This window comes from Armatimonadota bacterium (assembly GCA_028871815.1).
GTDB lineage: Bacteria > Armatimonadota > Chthonomonadetes > Chthonomonadales > Chthonomonadaceae > REEB205.
The window spans coordinates 16,807-36,242 of the sequence record JAGWMJ010000001.1 but is presented as its reverse complement, the minus strand read 5'-3'; the positions used below and the strand labels follow the sequence as shown (position 1 = coordinate 36,242).

General features: G+C 62.2%; 13 protein-coding genes. 9 read left to right on the top strand and 4 right to left on the bottom strand.

What is annotated here, in order from left to right; all coding sequences use genetic code 11:
• Positions 1-55: 55 nt before the first annotated feature.
• A complete protein-coding gene (locus tag KGJ62_00175) occupies positions 56-985 on the bottom strand; it encodes a ChaN family lipoprotein (protein MDE2124990.1) in 930 nt (309 codons plus the stop codon).
• Between the two features lie 176 nt (positions 986-1,161).
• Between KGJ62_00175 and KGJ62_00170 the strand changes: the two genes are divergently transcribed.
• Genes KGJ62_00170 through KGJ62_00145 form a run of 6 tightly spaced genes read left to right on the top strand, consistent with a single transcriptional unit; the run spans position 1,162 to position 7,392 of the window.
• Positions 1,162-2,241 carry a Gfo/Idh/MocA family oxidoreductase gene (locus KGJ62_00170; GenBank protein ID MDE2124989.1) on the top strand — a complete coding sequence of 360 codons (1,080 nt, stop codon included), beginning with the start codon at positions 1,162-1,164 and terminating at the stop codon, positions 2,239-2,241.
• Positions 2,238-3,383: a Gfo/Idh/MocA family oxidoreductase gene (locus KGJ62_00165; GenBank protein MDE2124988.1), complete on the top strand. Its 1,146-nt coding sequence runs from the start codon at positions 2,238-2,240 to the stop codon at positions 3,381-3,383. The genes KGJ62_00170 and KGJ62_00165 overlap by 4 nt, the downstream gene beginning before the upstream one ends.
• Before the next feature lie 24 nt (positions 3,384-3,407).
• Positions 3,408-4,184 carry a phytanoyl-CoA dioxygenase family protein gene (locus tag KGJ62_00160; protein MDE2124987.1) on the top strand — a complete coding sequence of 259 codons (777 nt, stop codon included), beginning with the start codon at positions 3,408-3,410 and terminating at the stop codon, positions 4,182-4,184.
• A gap of 50 nt (positions 4,185-4,234) precedes the next feature.
• Positions 4,235-4,444, top strand: coding sequence for a DUF951 domain-containing protein (locus tag KGJ62_00155; GenBank protein MDE2124986.1), 210 nt, complete (start codon positions 4,235-4,237; stop codon positions 4,442-4,444).
• Positions 4,445-4,464: 20 nt separating this feature from the next.
• Positions 4,465-5,670 (top strand): hypothetical protein, encoded by a 1,206-nt coding sequence (locus KGJ62_00150; protein ID MDE2124985.1) that lies wholly within the window; start codon positions 4,465-4,467, stop codon positions 5,668-5,670.
• 57 nt (positions 5,671-5,727) lie between these two features.
• Complete coding sequence (locus KGJ62_00145; protein MDE2124984.1) at positions 5,728-7,392, top strand: hypothetical protein; 1,665 nt, start codon at positions 5,728-5,730, stop codon at positions 7,390-7,392.
• A 7-nt stretch (positions 7,393-7,399) separates the two neighbouring features.
• Here KGJ62_00145 and KGJ62_00140 read toward each other — a convergent pair whose 3' ends face one another.
• Genes KGJ62_00140 through KGJ62_00130 form a run of 3 tightly spaced genes read right to left on the bottom strand, consistent with a single transcriptional unit; the run spans position 7,400 to position 11,464 of the window.
• Complete coding sequence (locus tag KGJ62_00140; GenBank protein MDE2124983.1) at positions 7,400-8,263, bottom strand: NAD(+)/NADH kinase; 864 nt, start codon at positions 8,261-8,263, stop codon at positions 7,400-7,402.
• Positions 8,264-8,268: 5 nt separating this feature from the next.
• Entirely contained in the window at positions 8,269-10,386 is a 2,118-nt protein-coding gene (locus tag KGJ62_00135; protein MDE2124982.1) for a hypothetical protein, read from the bottom strand.
• A 28-nt stretch (positions 10,387-10,414) separates the two neighbouring features.
• Entirely contained in the window at positions 10,415-11,464 is a 1,050-nt protein-coding gene (locus KGJ62_00130; GenBank protein ID MDE2124981.1) for a Gfo/Idh/MocA family oxidoreductase, read from the bottom strand.
• Between the two features lie 291 nt (positions 11,465-11,755).
• On the opposite strand from KGJ62_00130, the gene KGJ62_00125 reads away from it, so the two are divergent.
• The 3 genes from KGJ62_00125 (at position 11,756) to KGJ62_00115 (ending at position 19,354) form a co-directional block, all read left to right on the top strand.
• A complete protein-coding gene (locus KGJ62_00125) occupies positions 11,756-14,329 on the top strand; it encodes a hypothetical protein (GenBank protein MDE2124980.1) in 2,574 nt (857 codons plus the stop codon).
• An 88-nt stretch (positions 14,330-14,417) separates the two neighbouring features.
• Entirely contained in the window at positions 14,418-17,504 is a 3,087-nt protein-coding gene (locus KGJ62_00120) for a tetratricopeptide repeat protein (GenBank protein ID MDE2124979.1), read from the top strand.
• A 32-nt stretch (positions 17,505-17,536) separates the two neighbouring features.
• Positions 17,537-19,354 carry a CRTAC1 family protein gene (locus tag KGJ62_00115; protein MDE2124978.1) on the top strand — a complete coding sequence of 606 codons (1,818 nt, stop codon included), beginning with the start codon at positions 17,537-17,539 and terminating at the stop codon, positions 19,352-19,354.
• The last annotated feature ends 82 nt before the right edge of the window (positions 19,355-19,436 follow it).

The following is a 19,436-nucleotide window of genomic DNA, read 5'->3' as shown; positions in this document are numbered from 1 at the left end:
GGTGGTCCCGGTCTGCCGCCATCCGGCGGCGTTGGTCCCGGCGCCGTTCAGCGGCTCATGTGTGGGTGAATGGTCCGGTGGTGATCGTGTAGACCACGAAGTCGGCGACAGTGGCGTCGGATGCCGTGTTGGCTTTGGACCACGAGCTCACCGGGCGTATCGAGATGGTAACGACGTGGAGGCGCGGCATCTGCCGCCGCAGCCTGTCAACCAGGCCCCAACCCGAGTCGCTGTGCATTGCGCCGTTCAGCTGCATGATCAAGCGCCCATGCAGGCGGCGCGTTGCCTGCGCCACCGAGTCCGCCATCGTGGCGTCCCAAAGCTCCTGCGCCTGTTTCATATGCGGCGGTCCCTCGCCGGCTGTCGCGCCGCCGGGCGCACCGTGATTTGCAAAGATCGCCGTCAGGGCTTGATCATAGCCGGGTGGAATTGTTTGCGAGTAGGGCAGCTTTGGTAGAAAGCGTCGCGACATTCTCGGCAGTTTCAGAAGGGCTTGCTGGCCCTTGGCCGCAACCAGGCTGACGTACCGGTGCGGCACATTGGCAGCGACAACCGGCAGTTGGCGCCGCTTGCAAAACTCCACAAGCGGGGCATAGTCGGTTGCGTAGTTCGGCCATGGCCGCGCCTCCGCCAGGAAGCTCTGCTTGCTGATATCTCCAGCCAGGTACTCGTCCAGTACCAGCTGAACGTCGCGTTCGAACATCTCCATCGAGAGCGCCATATCCGGCCGGCGAGCGTACAGCGCCTGCAGGATTTTCAGCTCCATGGCGTGCCCGGGCTCGTTCGTATGCTCCTCACCGATCACCACAACGTCCGCCCTGGCCAGTGCATCCACCATTCGGTCAAACGGCAAGTAGGCGCCCCTGGCGTACACCTCCCAGGGCGGCCACTGTGCCGGTGTACCGGTCTGCATGGCGGTGACTGCGGCCGGCGCCTGCAGGAGGCAAATCAGGGCAAAAAGCGTCGTGCGGAAGTACTCTTTCATTCGAAAGTCTCTTGGAGCGGTACATGTGAATGCGCCGTGGTGAGCTTAACTTGCCGGCGGCAACAGGGGCGCAATCAGGATAACATGAATCGCCGGAGAAACAGCCCTGTGCGCACGCGTCAAATGCGTTTCCGGCACGTTGCGCCACTGCTGGAGCCTCCTGTATACTGCACGGCATGGCCAACCGGAAATGGCGATTTATTGCCGTAGACTTCGATCACCTCCACATTGGCGACCTGCTGCGACTGGTGAGCGAGCACCCGGGCGCCGAGATTGCCGGCATGTACGATGCCGACCCGCAGCGCATGGCCGAAGCTGCCGAGCGCTTCGGAGTCCCTCCGGATCGGCTCTTCACCAACCTGGAGATCTGCCTGGCGAGCGCTGCGGCAGATGTTGCGCTGCTCTGTTCCCGGCCGTCGCGTCACGCCGAATACGTTGAGCAGATGGCGTCATGCGGAATATCCATTCACGTGGAGAAGCCGTTTGCAACTTCGCTCGAAGAGGCCGACCGAATGATCAGAGCGATGCAGGCTGGAGGCGGCGCCCTGGTGGTAAACTGGCCACTGGCCTGGTACCCACCCCACGTAACAGCGAAGCGCCTGGTGGATAGTGGCGCCATAGGAGCGCTTGAGCAGGTTCACTACTACGATGGAAATCGCGGCCCCCTCCGGCATCTGGCCGACAAGGTTGAAGTTGCAGAGGCAGACGCTGCCGCGCGGATGAGCGATAGCTGGTGGTACACCCCGGGCGACGGCGGGTCGATGCGTGACTATCTCGGGTACGGCGCAACGCTCGCAACCTGGTTCTTCAATGGCGAGCTACCAAGTGAAGTGACCTCTGTGGCCCTTACGCCCGGCGGACGGTCGGTTGACGAACAGAGCGTAACCGTCGCGCGGTATCGTTCGGGCCTGTCGGTGTTTCAGACGCGGTGGGGAACCTTCACCGATCCCTGGGTGCTTCAGCCGCAGCCGAAATGCGGTTTCACACTCGTTGGCTCGGCCGGAACAATCTCCAGCTGGGATTATGAGCCGGTGATCCACCTCCAGACGAAGGAGCAACCCCGCGCGACGGAGATTCCGGTGGACACCCTGCTGCCGCCATTTCGCAACTCGATCGAGTATCTCGTCGCACACCTGGAGAGCGGCGCGCCAGTCACAGGTCCTCTCTCGGTTGAGATCAGCCGGGCTGGCCAGCAGATTACCGACGCCGCGCAGCGGAGCTCAGTGAGCCGACGACCGGAGAGCCTTGCACCATGAAAAAAGCGAAGTCGCCGCCGCCGGACGACCTCAACTACAGCCTCGCCGCGTCGCCGACCGCCGCTACAACTGCGCCGCTCTTGCCATGGGAGCCGCCCACGCCAACCGAGTACCAGCCGCGGATTGGTTTGATCGCTTGTGGCGGGATCACAGAGACGCATCTCAAGGCCTACCGCAAGGTAGGCTGGAATGTAGTGGGACTTTGTGACCTCATTGCCGAGCGGGCCGAAACCAGGCGACGCCAGTTCTATCCCGACGCCTTTACGACTACCGATTACCGCGAGCTTCTGAAGCACGATGAGATCGATGTGGTGGATATCGCGACGCACCCGCAAGATCGGGCGCCGATCATATCCGATGCGCTTCGCGCGCACAAGCACGTGCTCAGTCAAAAGCCATTTGTGCTCGATCTTGCTACTGGGCGCGAATTGGTAGAACTGGCTCGAAGCGTAGACCGGCGCCTGGCCGTCAACCAGAATGGGCGGTATGCCCCGCACTTCAGCTACATGCGCAAAGCTGTGGAAGCAGGCCTGGTCGGCGACGTGACCGGCGTCCACATGGCCGTCCACTGGGACCACTCATGGACGGCCGGCACGCCGTTCGAGAGAATCCGGGACCTGGTGTTGTACGATTTCGCCATTCATTGGTTCGATATGGCGATGCAGCTTCTGGATGGCCGGGCGTGGACGCGCGTTTACGGTGAGCGTACATGTGCGGCAAGGCAGCCGGTTAAGCCGCCACTGTTGGCCAGCGCGGCATTCCAATACGATGGAGGTCACGGAACGCTGGTATTTGACGGAAACGTGCAGTTCGGCCCGGCTGATTCCACATACGTTGCCGGCACACTTGGCTCGCTCTGCAGCACCGGTCCTAACCTATCCAGGCAAAAAGTGGTGCTGACCACCTCTGCCGGTGTGGCATCTCCGCAGCTCCACGGCGATTGGTTCCCAGATGGATTCCGCGGCACAATGGGCGAACTCCTTTGCGCAATCGAGGAAGGCCGTGAGCCGGCGAACAGCGCCGCAGCGAATCTGCGAAGCCTGGAGTTGTGCTTCGCCGCCATCGCCTCAGCGGATGATGGCTTACCCAAACTTGCCGGGGAGGTCAGCCGGCTGCCGACCGGCTCGGCGCCCGGCGCATAGTAGTCTGTCGGAGGAGGTCGCTGGATGGACGAGGGAGACCGCCTGGCCTTTGAACGCGACGGGTTCGTGCTCCAGAAGGCGCTGTTCACAGCACCGGAAGTTTCTGCCATGCTCGACGCAGTTGAAAGCGGTGAGCGCGTTGCCAACACGCAGAATGCAGCCAGAGACAAGGAGGGCCGCTCGTCGCGGTTGGCGATCTGGGGCGCCCTTGGAAACGACATCTGGGCTGCGGCCAGTACGCTTCCTCGTGTTGTGAATGGAGTGCGCGCGTTGATGGGCGAGGATATTGCCTTCTTCCACGGCAAGGTGATGCTGAAGGAGGCCGGAAGTGGCGGCGCCTGGGAGTGGCACCAGGATTACGGGTACTGGTACGGTGACGGATTTGTTTTCCCCAGGTTGATGAGCGTGTTTTGCGCGCTGGATCCGTGCACGAGAGAAAACGGCTGCCTACAGGTGCTTCGTGGATCGCATCGTCTGGGTCGGCTGGACCACGGAGCCGTCGGCTCCCAGGTCGGTGCGAGCGAATCGCGGATCGAGCAACTCGAACCGCTGTTTGAGCGCGTCCATTGTGAAATGCAGCCCGGCGACGCACTATTCTTTCATTGCAACCTTCTCCACGCGTCGGCCCCGAACACGTCGGATCGACACCGGCGCGCATTCATCATCTGCTACAACGCTCTCCACAATCCCGTGCTTGGAAGTCCGGATCGTTATCGTGAACCGTGCCCAACCTGCCCCGATGACGCCATTCTTGCGGCAGCGGCCGGTGAGGCCCGGGGCGAGGGCAGCAAAACACCGTGAGGTATCATGGTGAACGGCATGGCACAGAAGCAACAGATTGTAGGTGAAGGATGATCTCCTCCGTTGGCATCCCCACCGGAGCGCGAATACAACTGCGCAAAGCCCATCCGTGTGGAAGCCGGTGGTGGCTGGTTACGCAGCCAGGCGCCGATATGCGCCTCACCTGCGCCGGCTGCGGGCGCCGCGTCCTGCTGGACCGCGCCGAGTTTGAGCGGCGCCTCACAGCAGTTGAGCCACCAGCCTCCGGTGACGCCTCTTGACGGTTTGGGCCAGTCGCCGCATGGCGTCTATTCTTGGATGCGCCGCTAGTGTCGCCGTCCTGGCGGCCTGGAAACCCACAGGTCCGCCAACTACCGCGGTGCAAGCCGGCGGCTCGCCGGCCGCGACACTCTTGCCGATTCCGATCGTCGTGAACGTCGATTCGCGCTCGCTCTCAGCCGCAGACCCGGATGCACTTCACATGCTGCTCCACGCGGCGCCGCAGGATGCCACCGCACAGGCATCCTGGATTGCATGGGCGTCGCTTAGCGCACGGCGTGCGGCGGTCAGCATACGGGCGCCAATCAGCGCGCCGACCGACAGCCTTGCCGCGTATGCCGGATCGACCGGCGGCAGCGTGGGCGTGGCGCTGGACAACCGGGCGGCTGCTCCGGAGGTGATCCGCCTGCGAGTGCGCCTGGGAGAAGGCGCCTGGAGTTGTGACGCCATCGTTGCGGGACAAAATGGAGTTCGGTTCCGACGGTTCCAGGGCAACGAACTTAATCGCACCTCAGTACTGCTCAAGGTCATCACGCTGGATCCTGGCGGCCTCTGCATCGTTCGCCTGCACGATCAGCGGCGCGCCTCCCGGGCCGCCTGGATCGGTCTTTTCCAAACCCTCCACCGACTGGCGGCTTCCAAACCTGCGATCGCCCATCGAACCGAATTGATCCTGCAGGAAGCACGGCCGTTTATGGACGGCCTGTCGACCGCACGCTCACCAGAGACCCGCGTGGCCTGCGCGCACCGCCTGTTGCTGATTCTGGCTCAAGTCCTTTCGATGCAGCACAACGAGGTGGCTCATCACGGTGAGCCCAGCAGTCTATCCCACCAATTGCTGATAGAAATGGAGAATCTCGATCATTCGGTATCTGGCGCCAGCGCCGCAATCCTCTGCCTCGGCGCCCAGGCACAGCCGGAGGCGTCCACCACCGGTGACGGCAGCGCTATCATGGTGACGGTAAGCCTTGCAAATGGCGGAAGCACAACCCTTCATAGCGTCAAGCTGGGTATAGCGCTCGACGCGCTGCCACCCGGAGTGACCTGCCTGCCGGCCGCCCCGGGGTACTTCAACACACTTTCGCCGGGCCAAACGGCCAGCGCGCGGTTTTCGCTGGCCGGCCTCGAAAACGGCGTCGACGGCCTGCAGAAGACGCGGGCCATGGTATCTTACTTCTACGGTAGCGCAGCCGCCAGACTTCGCTTTTTGGTAGCACCGCCGAAGTAACGCCCAAGGTAGGCTGCCAACACCACCGCTTCTACTCCCCGATTGAAGGTTGATTTCATGAGAACTCCCCCACTGAACAGGATCTGGCATGGGCCGCTATGCCCGGTGGTTTGCCTGCTGGCAATTACGATCGGCAGCGGCGCGCGCGCACAGGTGTCGCTCCGGCTGGACCTGAAGGATGGCGACAAGGTGAGCGACGTTGCTCCGGTTCTGGCGCACGCTTACAGTAAGGCCGGTATCAACAGCGTTACGTTTGCCGTGGATGGCACGCTGGCAGCCACGGTAGCCAGCGTGCCCTACCTCTTCAATTGGGATACAATTGCCACAACCGAGGGCGCGCACACGCTTACCGTTACGGCAACCGACGCCGATGGAGCCACGAAAAGCGCGTCCGTTCAGCTTACGGTAGATAACGGATTGGGCGTCGGCTCGCACACGCTTGCTAAACAGGCCGATGCGGCATTTAAGGGTGGCGATCGGGCAGGCGCCGTCAAGTTTGCGCGGCGCGCGCTTAAAGCGGACCCGAACGAAACGCTGGCGACACTGGTGCAGGCGCGGGTAACCGCAGCAGATGGAGACCTTGCCGGCGCCATTGCCTTGCTGAGCAAAGCGCCGGCGCTGGCGACCGACCTGGCTGCCGAAGACCAGCTGGCCTCATGGCGTATAACTCTTGCGTTGGCGCCGGAGAATACGGCGAGCTTTGCTTCAGAGCTTCAGGCGGCCGTGAAGCTACGCCAGAGCGCTGCAGACCAAATGGTTGCGCGGCTGCGACAGGGTTCTCCGTCTCTGACCGCCGTGATCGGCATGGAGCAGATGCGCGCCGGAGATTATGACGGCGCGATAACCACGTATACGGCCGCCGGCGCTGGAGACGCGGCCGCCGCAGCCGACATGAACCACCTCGCGCTGGCGTATATTCTCGATGGCCGCTACTTTGATGCAATCACGCTCCTGCGCGTAGCCGAGCGCGCCGGCAGAGCAGATTCAAACAGCCATGCGCTGCGTGCGCTGGCGCTGCTTCGAGAAACGCACTTTGCCTCGGCACGGGCACAAATAACGGCGGCCGACCTCGATGGCCACTGCCCTGCCTGCAGCATCGTAGCCGCCATTGCCGACGTGGCATTGGCTCAGCCGGACGCTGCGGCGGCCGAGGCCCAGCAGGCGGCCAAACTCCTGCCAAACTCTGCAGACACGCAGTACGCGCTTTCGCTGGCGACACCAGATGAGCGTCTCTCGGAGACAGCTCTTCATCAAGCCATTGAGCTGGATCCGGTCCAACCGGGTCCGCTTCAGGACCACGCCGTGCGCCTGGCACAGGTGGATACCAGCGTCTACAGCGATGCCGCACTCGCGCTCGCAAAGTACCTGGTTGGCGCCACCAAGGAGAAGCTGGCGCCTTCAATCCTGGAGGCCATGGTCGATCTCATTCTCAAAGACAGCAAGAGCGCTCAAGTGGTACTTACGGCCCTCTACCACGACGACAAGACCTCCCCAGACCTGCTGATGGCGCTTGCAACCTACTGGCATACACAGGACGAGGGCAGCTACAGTTCTACATTCATGGGCTACGCGGCGAGCCACGACAAGAAGCGATTCGACTGGAACCTGCCGCGAAACCCGCGGGAGTACCTGCAGAAGGTATATCGAGGCCTGGCGTACCGCGTCTTGCCGTTCCTCGAGCTATCCACACTTAGCGCCCAGCGCGCCGTCGCCGGCGGGTGACCTTGGCCTAGCCGTTGACCCGTTGACCGTACAGGTAACGTGCTCGAACCTTTTCATAGAAGCCGGCATCTGCTGTAACGTAAAGGCGCGTGATACAGCTTGCACGCCGCGCTCGTACGCGATCGCCAGGCTCGAGTGTGGCGAGATCGGCGCCGTCCACCGTAACCAGCACCTCGGCGCCGTCGTCCTCCACTTCGATCTCCACGACCTCGCTCGCCGGTACCAGTAATGGCCGCGCGTTCAGTGTGTGAGGGCAAATCGGCGCCACGGTGAATGCATCTACCAGCGGCGCAACCAAAGGCCCGCCCACCGAGAGGGCGTACGCCGTGGAGCCGGTAGGTGTAGCCAGAACCAGGCCATCAGCAGGAAACGTGGCGAACGGCCGCCCTGCCAGCCACGTGTCGATATGGATGATGTGCGACAGCGCCGAACGGATCACCACCTCGTTGAGGCCGGCGGTTGTGTGCAGGATGCTTCCGGCTCGCAGGATTTCCGCCTGGATCATCATGCGGTCCTGGGTCTTCAGGCTGCCCTCCAGGGCCGCCTCCATGCATACAAATACATTGGCCGGCGAGACTTCGGCGATGAAGCCGAATCGGCCCATGTGCACGCCGAGTATCGGCACGGAATCGGGCATAACCAGGCGCGCCGCCGTCAATATCGTTCCATCGCCCCCCAAACTCACCACGAATCCTGCGCTTCGCCAATGGCTTTCATCCGCCAGCAGATCCGGCCGATTAAGCGCCGTGGCAGCGGGCTCCGACAGAATCACCTGCACTTCGCGCTCGTGGAGCCACGAAACAACACTGGCAGCCAGATCCAAAGCCTCCTGGCGTGATGGGTGCGTTACAATTCCAACATGGCGTCCCATAGTGTTCAGGCGCCGATGTGCAGCACAACCAACGCGTGCGCGGGGAGCGTGAGATCAATCTCGTTGCCGTGCCATGCCGGCAGTGGAAACGGCGCCGGATGTACGGCATCCCGGTGCGCGACGGTGTTGGCAGTCTGCAGCGTGCTGCCGGTCAGAATGGTCGCCTTGACACCGCCGACCGCGGCGCCGGCCAGTGTCAGCGCAACGCTTCGAGGCGCCGATGCCCGGCGGTTCACCAAAAACACCACCAGCCGCCCTCCAATGTGTGTTGTAGCCGCAAATGCGTCCACGTCGGGCACGTCGTTCACCGCTGGTAGGTCGCCGCGTGCCGGAACCGACTCTCCGGGACCGGTTTCGGATATAGCCACCGGCTGTTCGATACCCGCCGTGTCGTACAACAACTGGGTGTAGTACTGCGGATCCACTGTGACGATGCCCTGGTGCTTCTTGATGCCGCCGCCGTGCATCAATCCGGTGACATTTGAGAGTCGAACCGCGCCACTGTGGCGCAGCATGGCATTCAGAAACAGGGCGTTGTAGATGGCGCCGGCAAGGGTGACGCAGTTCGGACTCTGCCGCCACGTCGGGCCGCCGGTGATCATGCCCCACTCGGTGAACGCCAGATGCGTCTTGCCGCCGGCGCCCTCAACTGCGCGGATCTGGCGCTCCATCTCCGGAATGTACGTGCGATCGATGTATTGGGGAAAAGCGGCGATACTCGCGTACTGGCTGTCATATGGCAAACCGCGCAGGCTGCCCGGCATCGGCAGAAGCGGGTGGAGCGCCAGAAACTCCGGTTCACGGCCGCCATCCAGGCCGGCAATGTGAAGCAGTGTCAGGTTCCAGCGTCCATCATCACGCAGGCCCATCGGCGAGTACAGATCGCCCTCACCGCATGCAATCAGCTGGATGCTGCTATCCTGCGCGAGCATCGCATCGCGGTATTTCACATAGCGCTGAGCGTATCCTGAGGCATCGGTGTGGCCAATCTGCCAGCTGCCGTACATTTCATTGCCAACTTCCCACAACTTGACGCCGTAGGGGTCTGGAGATCGATTGGTGGCCCGCATGAGGCTGTACTTCAGGTGGGGTTCCGCGTTGCAATACTGCACCAGGTCGGCAGCCTCTTCCGGTGTACCGTTGCCGGCATTGACGGTGATCTGCGGTTGGGCGAAGGTCAGGTCGCACAGGTGGATGAACTCATTGATACCGAAGCTGTTCGGTTCGACGCCGCCCCATGCCAGGTTCGGACGCGTAACCCTGCGGTCTTCCAGGCCTAGGCCATCCATCCAGTGGTACTGACTGGCAAAGTTACCGCCCGGCCAGCGGATCGTCGCCGGGTGAAGATCCTGCGCCAACTTCAAAACGTTCGGGTCGAACTGCAGCTCACTGTCGCCCGGCCACAACTCCAGACGGTCCACGTCCGCCGCGCCGCCCGCCATGTTTTCAATCACCAGACGCACCTGTGTGCCCGCTGGAACGGTGGGGGCCAGATGAATAACAAATGCCTGTTTGCGCCACCCGCGCGTCACGGCCTGAAGAGTGGATTGCTCGATACCGCCGGCTAGCGGACCGGTAGCGGGTGGCGGCCAGTTCTGCGCTGCGCCCTCGAGGGTTATTCGCAGAGTGGCCGGCTGATCCACCACACGCGAATAGAGGTAACCGCGGTAGGTACCGGTTCGCTCCTCGGGAAGGTAGATTGCCTGCGACAACGCGCTGTTTGGCTGGCCGGCAACAGGCGCATTGAGACGCACGCACAGTGGCGACTGGTAGCCGCCGGTTTGCCACACCGCACCGCCCGTAAAGGCCCAGTCCGGCGGCACAGTCTCCGACGACGCGGCCTGCTCGAGGCTCGGGTTTAGCAGGATCTGTGCCCAAAGGCCGCCGTAAATCGCGTGGTCAAGGTGCTCCAGAAAGTTGCCGAACACCAGCCGGCTCACAGCGGGACCCGTGTGCGAAGCGTCAACGGTAAGGTGTGTTACGCCGGTGGCGCCATCGCGATTGACGTGCAGTCGATACATCGCGCCTGCGGCTTGCGCGCCGGCCGTGGCTGAGATGCAAACAGAGCCCACGCACAACAGAAGCCCTGCTGCAACTGCCGTCCACGATCTGATCCGCTTCATATGGCCCTGGATATCCTTCACCGCACCGCTAGGCAGACGGCAGTTCGAGAGGCGTACCCAGGACGGCGCCGGGTAGGCCCTTTTGATAGATTCTCGTCAGCAGTTCAACTGCTTTGCGTCCTTCATGACCATCCACTGCCGGCGGGCGTCTGTTGCGTACTGCGTCGTAGAAGTCCACAATCTGGGAGCGGTGTCCTGCCAGACTGATGTCGAACGGTTCGGAGCCACCGCCCGTTCGCTCACCAGGGTCGGTGAGGCTGGCCAACAGGTCTTCGCCGGCCACACCAAACGCAGTTACCTGGGCGTCACGCAGGGCCGCGGAGCCATACTCCCCGTAAAGCTCGATCCGTGTGGAAAGGTCCGGCCGGCAGCAGGTTGTCACTTCCAGCATGCCGCGCGCGCCGGAGGCATAGCGCATAACAACAAGCGCCACGTCCTCACACTCCATCTTGTGCGCCTCGGTCGACAATCGGGCAAACTCCACCTCTTCAACCGGTCCTGCAAGCCAGAGCATCTGGTCCAGAGTGTGAATGCCCTGGTTGGCCAGGGCGCCCCCATCAAGCGCCAGCGTACCGCGCCAGGCGTCCTTGTCGTAATATGCCTGAGATCGCCACCACTTGACCGATCCGCTGCATGAGATGATACGGCCAAGTTTACCCGCAGTAATTGCTGCGCGCACGGCGCGGCCACCGGCGCTCATTCTGCGCTGGAAGATGCAGCCCAGCAGTACCCCGGCGCGTTCACACTCTGTAACGAAGCGATCTGCATTAGCAAGTGAGATATCCAGCGGCTTCTCGCACAACACATGAACGCCACGACGGGCGGCGCAGATACCATGCAGGGCGTGAAGCCCGGACGGAGAGCATATATGTACGATATCCGGGCGAGCCTGCTCCAGAAAGCGCGTGTAATCCAGCCAGAACGGCGTACCGTACTGCCCATTCATGCGCTGCACACGCTCCGGGCGCTCATCACAGATGCCCACGAGTTCCACATCCGGCAGCGTACGGATAATGCGAATGTGTTCCGCGCCCATTCCTCCGCAACCGACCAGGCCGATTCGCAGCAGACTATCCATAGAGTGGTTCCATGTATGCGGTGTGCCGCTCCGGTGCGTGATGCCGTTGCATTATAACGGCTTGGCGCGCCCGTCGCACTCAACCGCCATGTTCAGGTCGCGCCACAACGGCAGGCGGATCGCTGCTGTTCACCGGCAGAGGCGGCAGCCGGTCACTTGAGTCGCGGTTCTCGCAGGAATCTGTGCCACATGAAGCGAATACGAGTGCGAGTTTTGGATTGTATCGCGCAGATTATTCCTTCGTCGCCACGTTACACGCCGGGTCGGAATTGCCCATAGCAGGTACTCGAAATGCAGTTCACCAACAGACCATACTTGACGAAAGCGGCCGCACTGGCATTGCTGATCTTCCCGGGCGCCGTCGCCGGCGCCCAGTTTCGCGGGCCGCAGGGGCAAGCCGCGTGGGAGCCACCGCTTGCCCACATGCACTACGCGCGAACGCGTGATTACCACGTGCGCCACCTCAACCTGGTGCTGAGTATCGATCCTGCCACACACAGCGCGGCAGGGGTCGTGACCCATGAGTTGGCGCCGCTTCGCGATGGGCTCCGCAAGATTGAGGTGGATGCCGGCGCGAATCTCACCATTAGTTCTTGCACCATAGGCGGCGTCTCCAAGCCATTTACGCACACGGGAGAGCAGCTTTTCATCGACAACGGTTCCGCGCTCGCCCGTGGGCAGTACGTCTCGGTAGCAATTCACTATGCAATGCCGGGTGGTGGCCGCTTTGGCGGGGCAAACGGCGCCGGAGGATGGCATTGGATCGACGCTGACCCCAACCAGCCGGATCGGGTGCCGGGATTCTGGTCGCAGGGAGAAACCGACGGTAACCACCACTGGGTACCGCTGTACGATTATCCCAACGATAAGTGCGCCAGCGATGAGATTGTAACGGTCCCGGAGGCCTGGGAATGCATCGGCAACGGCGCTCTCATCAGCGACACGGTTGACCCGGCGAACCACACGCGAACGGTGCACTGGCAGATGAAACTGCCGCACTCCACCTATCTCCTTTCGCTGGCTGGTGGTGAACTCGATATCCAGAAGGCCGAGTGGCGCGGTGTTCCACTCTACTACGTTGTGCCCAAGGGGCGCGGCTGGATGATCCCGGGCAGCTTCGGAAACACGCCCGATATGCTCAGCTTCTACTCGGATAAGCTGGGATACAAATACGCGTGGCCAAAATACGCCCAGGACGCCATGATCGACTTTGGCGGTGGCATGGAAAACGTCAGCGCCACCACGCTTGGGGCGAACAGCCTTACCGATCTGCGCGCCGGTCTGTACCCGATGGCCAGCCTTGATTCCCACGAGCTGGCGCACCAATGGTTTGGCGACAACGTCACTTGCAAGGATTGGGGCGATATCTGGCTGAACGAGAGCTTCGCTACATTCATGCAGATGATGTACACCACCCATCTGAATGGAAAGGACGCTGGCGATTTCGATCGCGACCGCGCTGAGCGGCAGTATCTATTCGAGGCATCCCGGTATATTCGCCCGGTGCGCGACCTGATGTACTCCGACAAGAACCAGATGTTCGACAGCCACACCTACCCCAAGGGCGGCCTCATTCTGAACATGCTGCGCCTCTGGATGGGTGACGGGCCGTTCTGGCGCGGGATGGGCCACTACCTGAGAACAAACCAGTTCACGCCGGTCGATACCAAGGACCTCGAAAAGGCTCTGACCGACAGCAGTGGAATCAACGTTGGGCCGTTCTTCGACCAATGGATATTCAAGCCGGGCCACCCCGTCCTGTCGTTTACGTGGAATTACGATCAGGGTGCCGGCTCGGTTTCCGTTGAGGTGCTGCAGCAGCAGGACACCTCCAACGGCACACCGATCTACAACATGCCGCTTACCCTTGCCGCCATAGACGGAGAGACGGGCGCTGTTACGCGACATGCCTTCACGCTCGATGCCAGGGACCAGACCTTTACGTTCCCGGCGGCATCGCGTCCCGGCGCCGTACTCCTCGATCCGGACCACTCATTGCTCAAGCAGATGAAATCCAGTGGCTGGACGCCTGATGAGCTGCCTGTGATTCTCGAACATGCGCCATGTGTGGTCGACCGGGTCGCCGCCGCCAATCTGCTCGCAGCCAGAGTGGTGCCGCCTTTCCAGAGGTTCCGGCGGGGCCAGCCACGGCCTCAGCCAACGCAGGCGCTGACAGACGCCAATGCACGCCTCATCGCCGGCGCGCTGGCCAATGAGAAGAGTCCACTCGCCGCATCTGCGTTCCTCACGATACTGGGCGCCGGCGCGCAGGAGTGGATGCGCCCGCTGTTTCGCAGCCAGGCCGCAGTGATGACCGAACCAGATCGGAGGGCCGCTGCTCTGGCCGCGCTCGGCCGCCTCCCGGCTACCGATGCCGATGTGGCCACGGAGCGTACCGCCGCGCTCAGCGATACCGAGCAGTACAGCGTCGTGGAAGCCGGCCTCCGTACGCTCGCCGGCTGGAACGACAAGGCGAACCTGGACGCGTTCACGCATCAGGTGGCGGTCCGCTCGCCCGGCGACCAGTTGGCCGCCACCGTGGTGAGCGCGCTCACGGCGGATAACACCGACGCGGTTCTGCCGGTCCTCACGCTCGCGTCGCAGGGCAGCGAGAGGGCGGTGAGTGTGCGGGCCGACGCAATCAAACACCTTGCAGCACTTCCGGCTGGCGATGCCTCGGTTACCGCGGTCCTGGTCTCGCTGCTTAAACCCTCTAATCCGCCGGTACTGGCGGTCGACGCCATCAACGCACTGCATACCCGCGGTGATAAGTCTGCCGCGGCCGCGATTCAAAACCTGGCGTCCGAAACCAGGGATCAGGCGGTCAAGGATGCGGCGCAAAAGGCGCTCGCCGATCTCGGGTAAATACAGCGGAGAACGGCTAACGTCTGCCGTACCCACAGGAAGTAGTTCCGGCCGTATCGCAGCCGCGGCCGGCGCCGTACATTAGCTGATGTCTGTAGAAGCGCCAGGCCTGAGCAGGTCCCGTACGGTTGTTGCCGTAGTTGTAACAACCTTACTTTTCGACTCGGCCTGGCTCTACATCGCCAATCATGCTTCCGGACCACCCCGCCTGCAGGTGGCAGCCGTTTTCTACGAAGGAGCTCTGCTCCTTCACCTCACCATCGGTCTGGCAGCGCTCGGCTGGTTCTGCCGGCGTATCCGGCGGCTTTGGGCAGTCTCCCGTGGTTCTGTGTCGGCCGTCTTCGGGCGCGTTGCACTGGTGGCTCTTGCCGGGTCGCTTGCCACAGGGTTGACGTTCCTCCCAATCGGCCTGCAGTGGCTGCCGATCGGGACCCGGCACACCATCGAGCCGCTGCACGATGTCACCTCGGCCGTGGCCGTTCTGGCAGCGCTGGCATGGCTGTGGCTCCGGCCTGTACAGCCATCGCCACAGCGAACCTCCGCCCGGAGGCTCAGCCTAAAGCTTGGCATCGTGCTGGGAGCGCCGCTACTCGCGCTCTACCTCTACACCGCCTTCGCACCGAATACTGACCGTTCTATTCACAACCCCGCCCTCGCCCCGGCCAGCATGGAGCTGGAGGGCGATGGCGCCACCGGTAAGTTCTTCCCGGCCTCCGCGCAAACCGTTGACGGACAGTTCTTTCCCAAAGCCTACTTTATCGATTCCAAAACGTGCGGAGCGCGGGGCTGTCACCCCGATATCTATCGGCAGTGGTCCAGTTCCGCGCACCACTTCGCCTCGTTCAACAACCAGTGGTACCGCAAATCTATCGAGTACATGCAGGATGTGATTGGTACCAAGCCTTCGCAGTGGTGCGGCGGCTGCCACGACATGGCCGTGCTCCTTACGCAGGACCCGCACAACCCGGGTAAATCACGCTTCGGGTTGCCGATTGCCAATCAGGATTGGCCGCCTGAGCAGTACCCGTGGTCGCATGCCGGTATCGGATGCGCGGTGTGCCATTCCATCGTTCATGTCAAGAGCACGATGGGTAACAACGACTATCTCGCCGATTACCCGCCAATGCACAAGGTGATCATGACGCAGAACCCGCTTCTGCACGGCCTGTACGAGTTTCTCACACGGATCGCGCCCGAGCCGCACGCGAAAACGTTTCTGCGGCCGTTCCACGTGGATGATACGGCCAAGTTCTGCTCCGCTTGCCATAAGGTACACCTCGATGTGCCGGTCAACGACTACCGATGGTTCCGCGGATTCGATGAGTACGACGCGTGGCAGTCGAGCGGGGTCTCGGGCTTCGGCGCCGCCTCGTTCTACTATCCTGTTGACCCAAAATCGGGCGGTCCCGCGTTCAAAACGTGCGCCGACTGCCACATGCCGCTGGTCGCCTCGGGCGACGCCGGCAATATCGAGGGGTTTGTCCATTCCCACCGGTTCCCTGCCGCCAATACCGCCTTGCCATTTGTAAACCACGACAAAAAGCAGCTGGATACCGTGACGAAGTTTTTGACCGACAAGGCGCTCTCGGTAGACATCTTCGCAATTCGGCGGTCGCAGCAGCCGAAACCGAAAGTGAGCGCCCCACGGCCGGCGCCACAAGGCTATAACGGACTGAGCACCACTTCAGGTATGCCTCTCCAGGCGCCTGGCGCCACCGACCAGGACCAGATCACGGCGCCCATCAACCGGGGCGCCGTATTGCATCGGGGCGAGGATCCGCTCGTGGATGTCGTCGTACGTACACTCAAGATGGGGCATGCCTTCCCCGGGGGTACATTTGACGCATTTGATGTTTGGGTGGAACTGATCGCCAAAGAGAGCAACGGGCATGTTATCTACCACTCCGGCTCACTTCAGTGGAAGAACGGCCCGGTTGAGCCCGGCGCGGAGCAGTACCGCGCGCTGCTGATCGATAAGCACGGCCACATCATCGATAAGCGGAACGCATGGGCGGAGCGCGCGGTTGTGTATGCGAAGGCAATTCCGCCCGGCGCCGCCGACGTGGTTCACTTCCGGATTCCAATTCCGAAAAACTGCGGCAACTCGATCACCCTTACCGCCAAGCTCAACTATCGGAAGTTCAGCTGGCGCAATACCTGGTTTGCGTATGCAAGCCGCACGCCCGACGAACCCAAATCTGCGCCGAACGGATTGGTACCTACTGCGGTTGGTGTGGGCAAGACCAGCGGCCCGGTCGCGTGGGGCTGGGATGATCGCAAGCTGCTGTACGATGCCGACCTCTCGCGTGTTTCCGGCAAGATAAAGGCGCCGCCGGTTTTGCCGATTATCGTGCTGGCGCAAAACTCCGTAACCATTCCCGTAGTGGCGGCCGGTGCGCACGCGCCGGTACACGTTACACCGCCGAATCCGCCAGTCGATCGCATCCGCTGGAACGATTACGGTATCGGGCTGCTGTTGCAAGGCGATCTCAGTGGCGCCAAGCGTGCCTTCCACCGTGTCATCGCGCTAAGCCCGCAGTGGCCGGAAGGCTGGGTGAACCTCGGGCGGGCCGACCTTGCCGAGAGTGACGCCGGCGCGGCCATTTCAGACTTCAACAACGCGTTCACACGGTATGCCGCGCACGCAACACCGATGAATCCATGGCTGATAGCGCGAACCCGATTCTTCTATGCACGCGCACAGTTTGAGTTGGGCCAGCTCCGGCGCGCCTGCGGTACATTGCGGCAGGTAACGCAAGTCTTCCCGCAGGATCGTAACGTACGAAACCTGTACGGTGAGATTCTCTTTCGGCTCGGTAACTTTCCTGAGGCTGTCCGACAGTTCCTGGTAACCACATCTATCGATCCCGAGAACGCTACCGCGCACTACAACCTGATGAAGTGCTTCCGTGGTGAGGGGAACATGAAACTGGCCGCGGTTCACGAGGAGTTGTATAACAGGTTCAAGGCCGATGAACTGAGCACAGCGCTCGCGGGCAACTACCTGCGCAAGCATCCAAACGTAAACAATCTCGCACAACCGATTCACGAGCACGCCACCGGTATTTCGCGTCCGCCACCGGCCTGGTACGTGCGCTGGTTGAAGCAGGGATACCCCACCGGCCAATGGACGGCATCCGCTGGCCCGGCGCCGCAGCGTGTAGCCCGGCGATAGGTGGCGTAAGCGTAGAACATGCAGGAGCGCCCATGAGTTCATCTCGCGCCGTGCGGCCGGACCGCCGGCAGTTCATCACCGGAGTTGGCGCCGCAGCGCTTGCAGCCGCTCAGGGCTGCGGAAAGCGGGGCCCGCGTTCAATTGCGCCTGAGGCAGTCGCGACGCCGTTCGGCATCACATTTGCGGATGTAACGGAACAGGCCGGAGTTCACTTCAACCATGTGAACGGCGCGTTTGGATTGAAGTGGCTTCCCGAGACGATGGGCAGCGGCGTCGCATGGATCGACTACGATGGAGATGGCTTCCAGGATCTGTTTCTTGTAAATAGCCGAAACTGGACTCCCGCCGAACTTGCCTCCGCGGGCGTCCACGCGCCGGCGGGATACGGAACCGCTCCGGACGGCGTTTGCGCGCTCTACCGCAACAACGGCGACGGAACATTTACCGATGTTACGGCCCGCGCCGGCCTCAACGTGCGCATGTACGGTATGGGCGTTGCCGTTGGAGATTACGACAACGACGGCTTTCCCGACCTGTACGTTACGGGCTTAGGACGCAACTACCTGTTTCACAACAACGGCCGTGGCGGCTTTACAGAAGTCGCAGCCGAGGCCGGAGTAGCCGATGGCGGCTGGAGCACCAGCGCCGCCTGGGTGGATTACGACCGCGATGGTCACCTGGACCTACTGGTTTGTCATTACGTCCAGTGGACGCCTTCCACCGACATTCCGTGCCCGCGAAACGGTGAGCGCGTCTACTGCACACCGCAGCAATACGCCGGCGCACCTCTCGCGCTCTACCATAACAATGGCAAAGGCCGCTTTACCAACATTGCCGGCCGCGCCGGCTTGCTGCACGATTCCAACGGACGTTCGCTTCAGGGTAAGTCGTTAGGCGTGGCCGTTCTGGATTACAACAACGACGGCTGGCCCGACATCGCTATCGCCAATGACACGGAACCGAACTATCTGTTTCGGAATGGCGGAAACGGCACATTTGCCGAGGTCGGAGTGCGTGAGGGCATTGCATTCCCCGATAACGGAACGGCCCGCGGAGCGATGGGGATTGACGCTGCCGACTACGACCGGTGTGGACGGCCAAGCCTTATCATCGGCAACTTTTCCAATCAGATGCTGTCGCTCTATCACAACGACGGACGGATCTTCCGCGATGTGGCTGCGCAGGCTGGGATCGGCACTCCAAGTCTACTCTCGCTCTCGTTCGGGTGTTTCTTCGCCGATCTGGATGGTGATGGCTGGAACGACATCTTTGTGGCTAACGGCCATATCGACGACACCATCCAGCAGATTCAGCGGGAGGTGACCTACGCAGAGTCGCCGCTGCTGTTCCGCAACCTGTGCAACGGCCAGTTCGAAAACGTGTCGCGGTCTGCGGGCGCCGATATTGCCCGGCCCATGGTCGCCCGCGGCGCCGCTTACGCCGATTATATGCTGCGCGGTGTGCCGGATATCGCGGTGAGCACCAACAACGGCGCGGCACGTCTGCTCAGAAACAGCGGTAAACCCGGGCACAACTCCCTCAGGCTGGAGCTTACCGGCACGCGGAGCAATCGCAGCGCGATCGGTGCCGCCATTGCGGTGCATGTCGGATCCGGGGTGCAGCGATACCGCGTACGCAGCGGTTCGTCGTACTGCTCGCAGAGTGAACTGCCGGTGACCGTCGGGTTGGGGACCGCGACGCAGGCCGACACTGTTGCCATCACGTGGCCCTCCGGCGCTCAGACCACGCTTGCCAACCTTCCGGCCGCAGCCATCTACGAGGTTGTGGAGGGTCGCGGCGTCGTCAGCCGCCGTGCGTTTGGGCAGGGCCGCAAACAGCCCGCGGCATAAGCGCGCAGTGAGATGAGCAAAGGGTTCGGGTGCATCGCTGCAGCCGACCCTTCGATCCGCGCTCCGGCACGTGCGGGCTTAC

Coding starts and splice junctions, on each gene's coding strand:
- KGJ62_00175 (MDE2124990.1), bottom strand. CDS start 985: ATGAAAGAGTACTTCCGCACGACGCTTTTTGCCCTGATTTGCCTCCTG.
- KGJ62_00170 (MDE2124989.1), top strand. CDS start 1,162: ATGGCCAACCGGAAATGGCGATTTATTGCCGTAGACTTCGATCACCTC.
- KGJ62_00165 (MDE2124988.1), top strand. CDS start 2,238: ATGAAAAAAGCGAAGTCGCCGCCGCCGGACGACCTCAACTACAGCCTC.
- KGJ62_00160 (MDE2124987.1), top strand. CDS start 3,408: ATGGACGAGGGAGACCGCCTGGCCTTTGAACGCGACGGGTTCGTGCTC.
- KGJ62_00155 (MDE2124986.1), top strand. CDS start 4,235: ATGATCTCCTCCGTTGGCATCCCCACCGGAGCGCGAATACAACTGCGC.
- KGJ62_00150 (MDE2124985.1), top strand. CDS start 4,465: ATGGCGTCTATTCTTGGATGCGCCGCTAGTGTCGCCGTCCTGGCGGCC.
- KGJ62_00145 (MDE2124984.1), top strand. CDS start 5,728: ATGAGAACTCCCCCACTGAACAGGATCTGGCATGGGCCGCTATGCCCG.
- KGJ62_00140 (MDE2124983.1), bottom strand. CDS start 8,263: ATGGGACGCCATGTTGGAATTGTAACGCACCCATCACGCCAGGAGGCT.
- KGJ62_00135 (MDE2124982.1), bottom strand. CDS start 10,386: ATGAAGCGGATCAGATCGTGGACGGCAGTTGCAGCAGGGCTTCTGTTG.
- KGJ62_00130 (MDE2124981.1), bottom strand. CDS start 11,464: ATGGATAGTCTGCTGCGAATCGGCCTGGTCGGTTGCGGAGGAATGGGC.
- KGJ62_00125 (MDE2124980.1), top strand. CDS start 11,756: ATGCAGTTCACCAACAGACCATACTTGACGAAAGCGGCCGCACTGGCA.
- KGJ62_00120 (MDE2124979.1), top strand. CDS start 14,418: ATGTCTGTAGAAGCGCCAGGCCTGAGCAGGTCCCGTACGGTTGTTGCC.
- KGJ62_00115 (MDE2124978.1), top strand. CDS start 17,537: ATGAGTTCATCTCGCGCCGTGCGGCCGGACCGCCGGCAGTTCATCACC.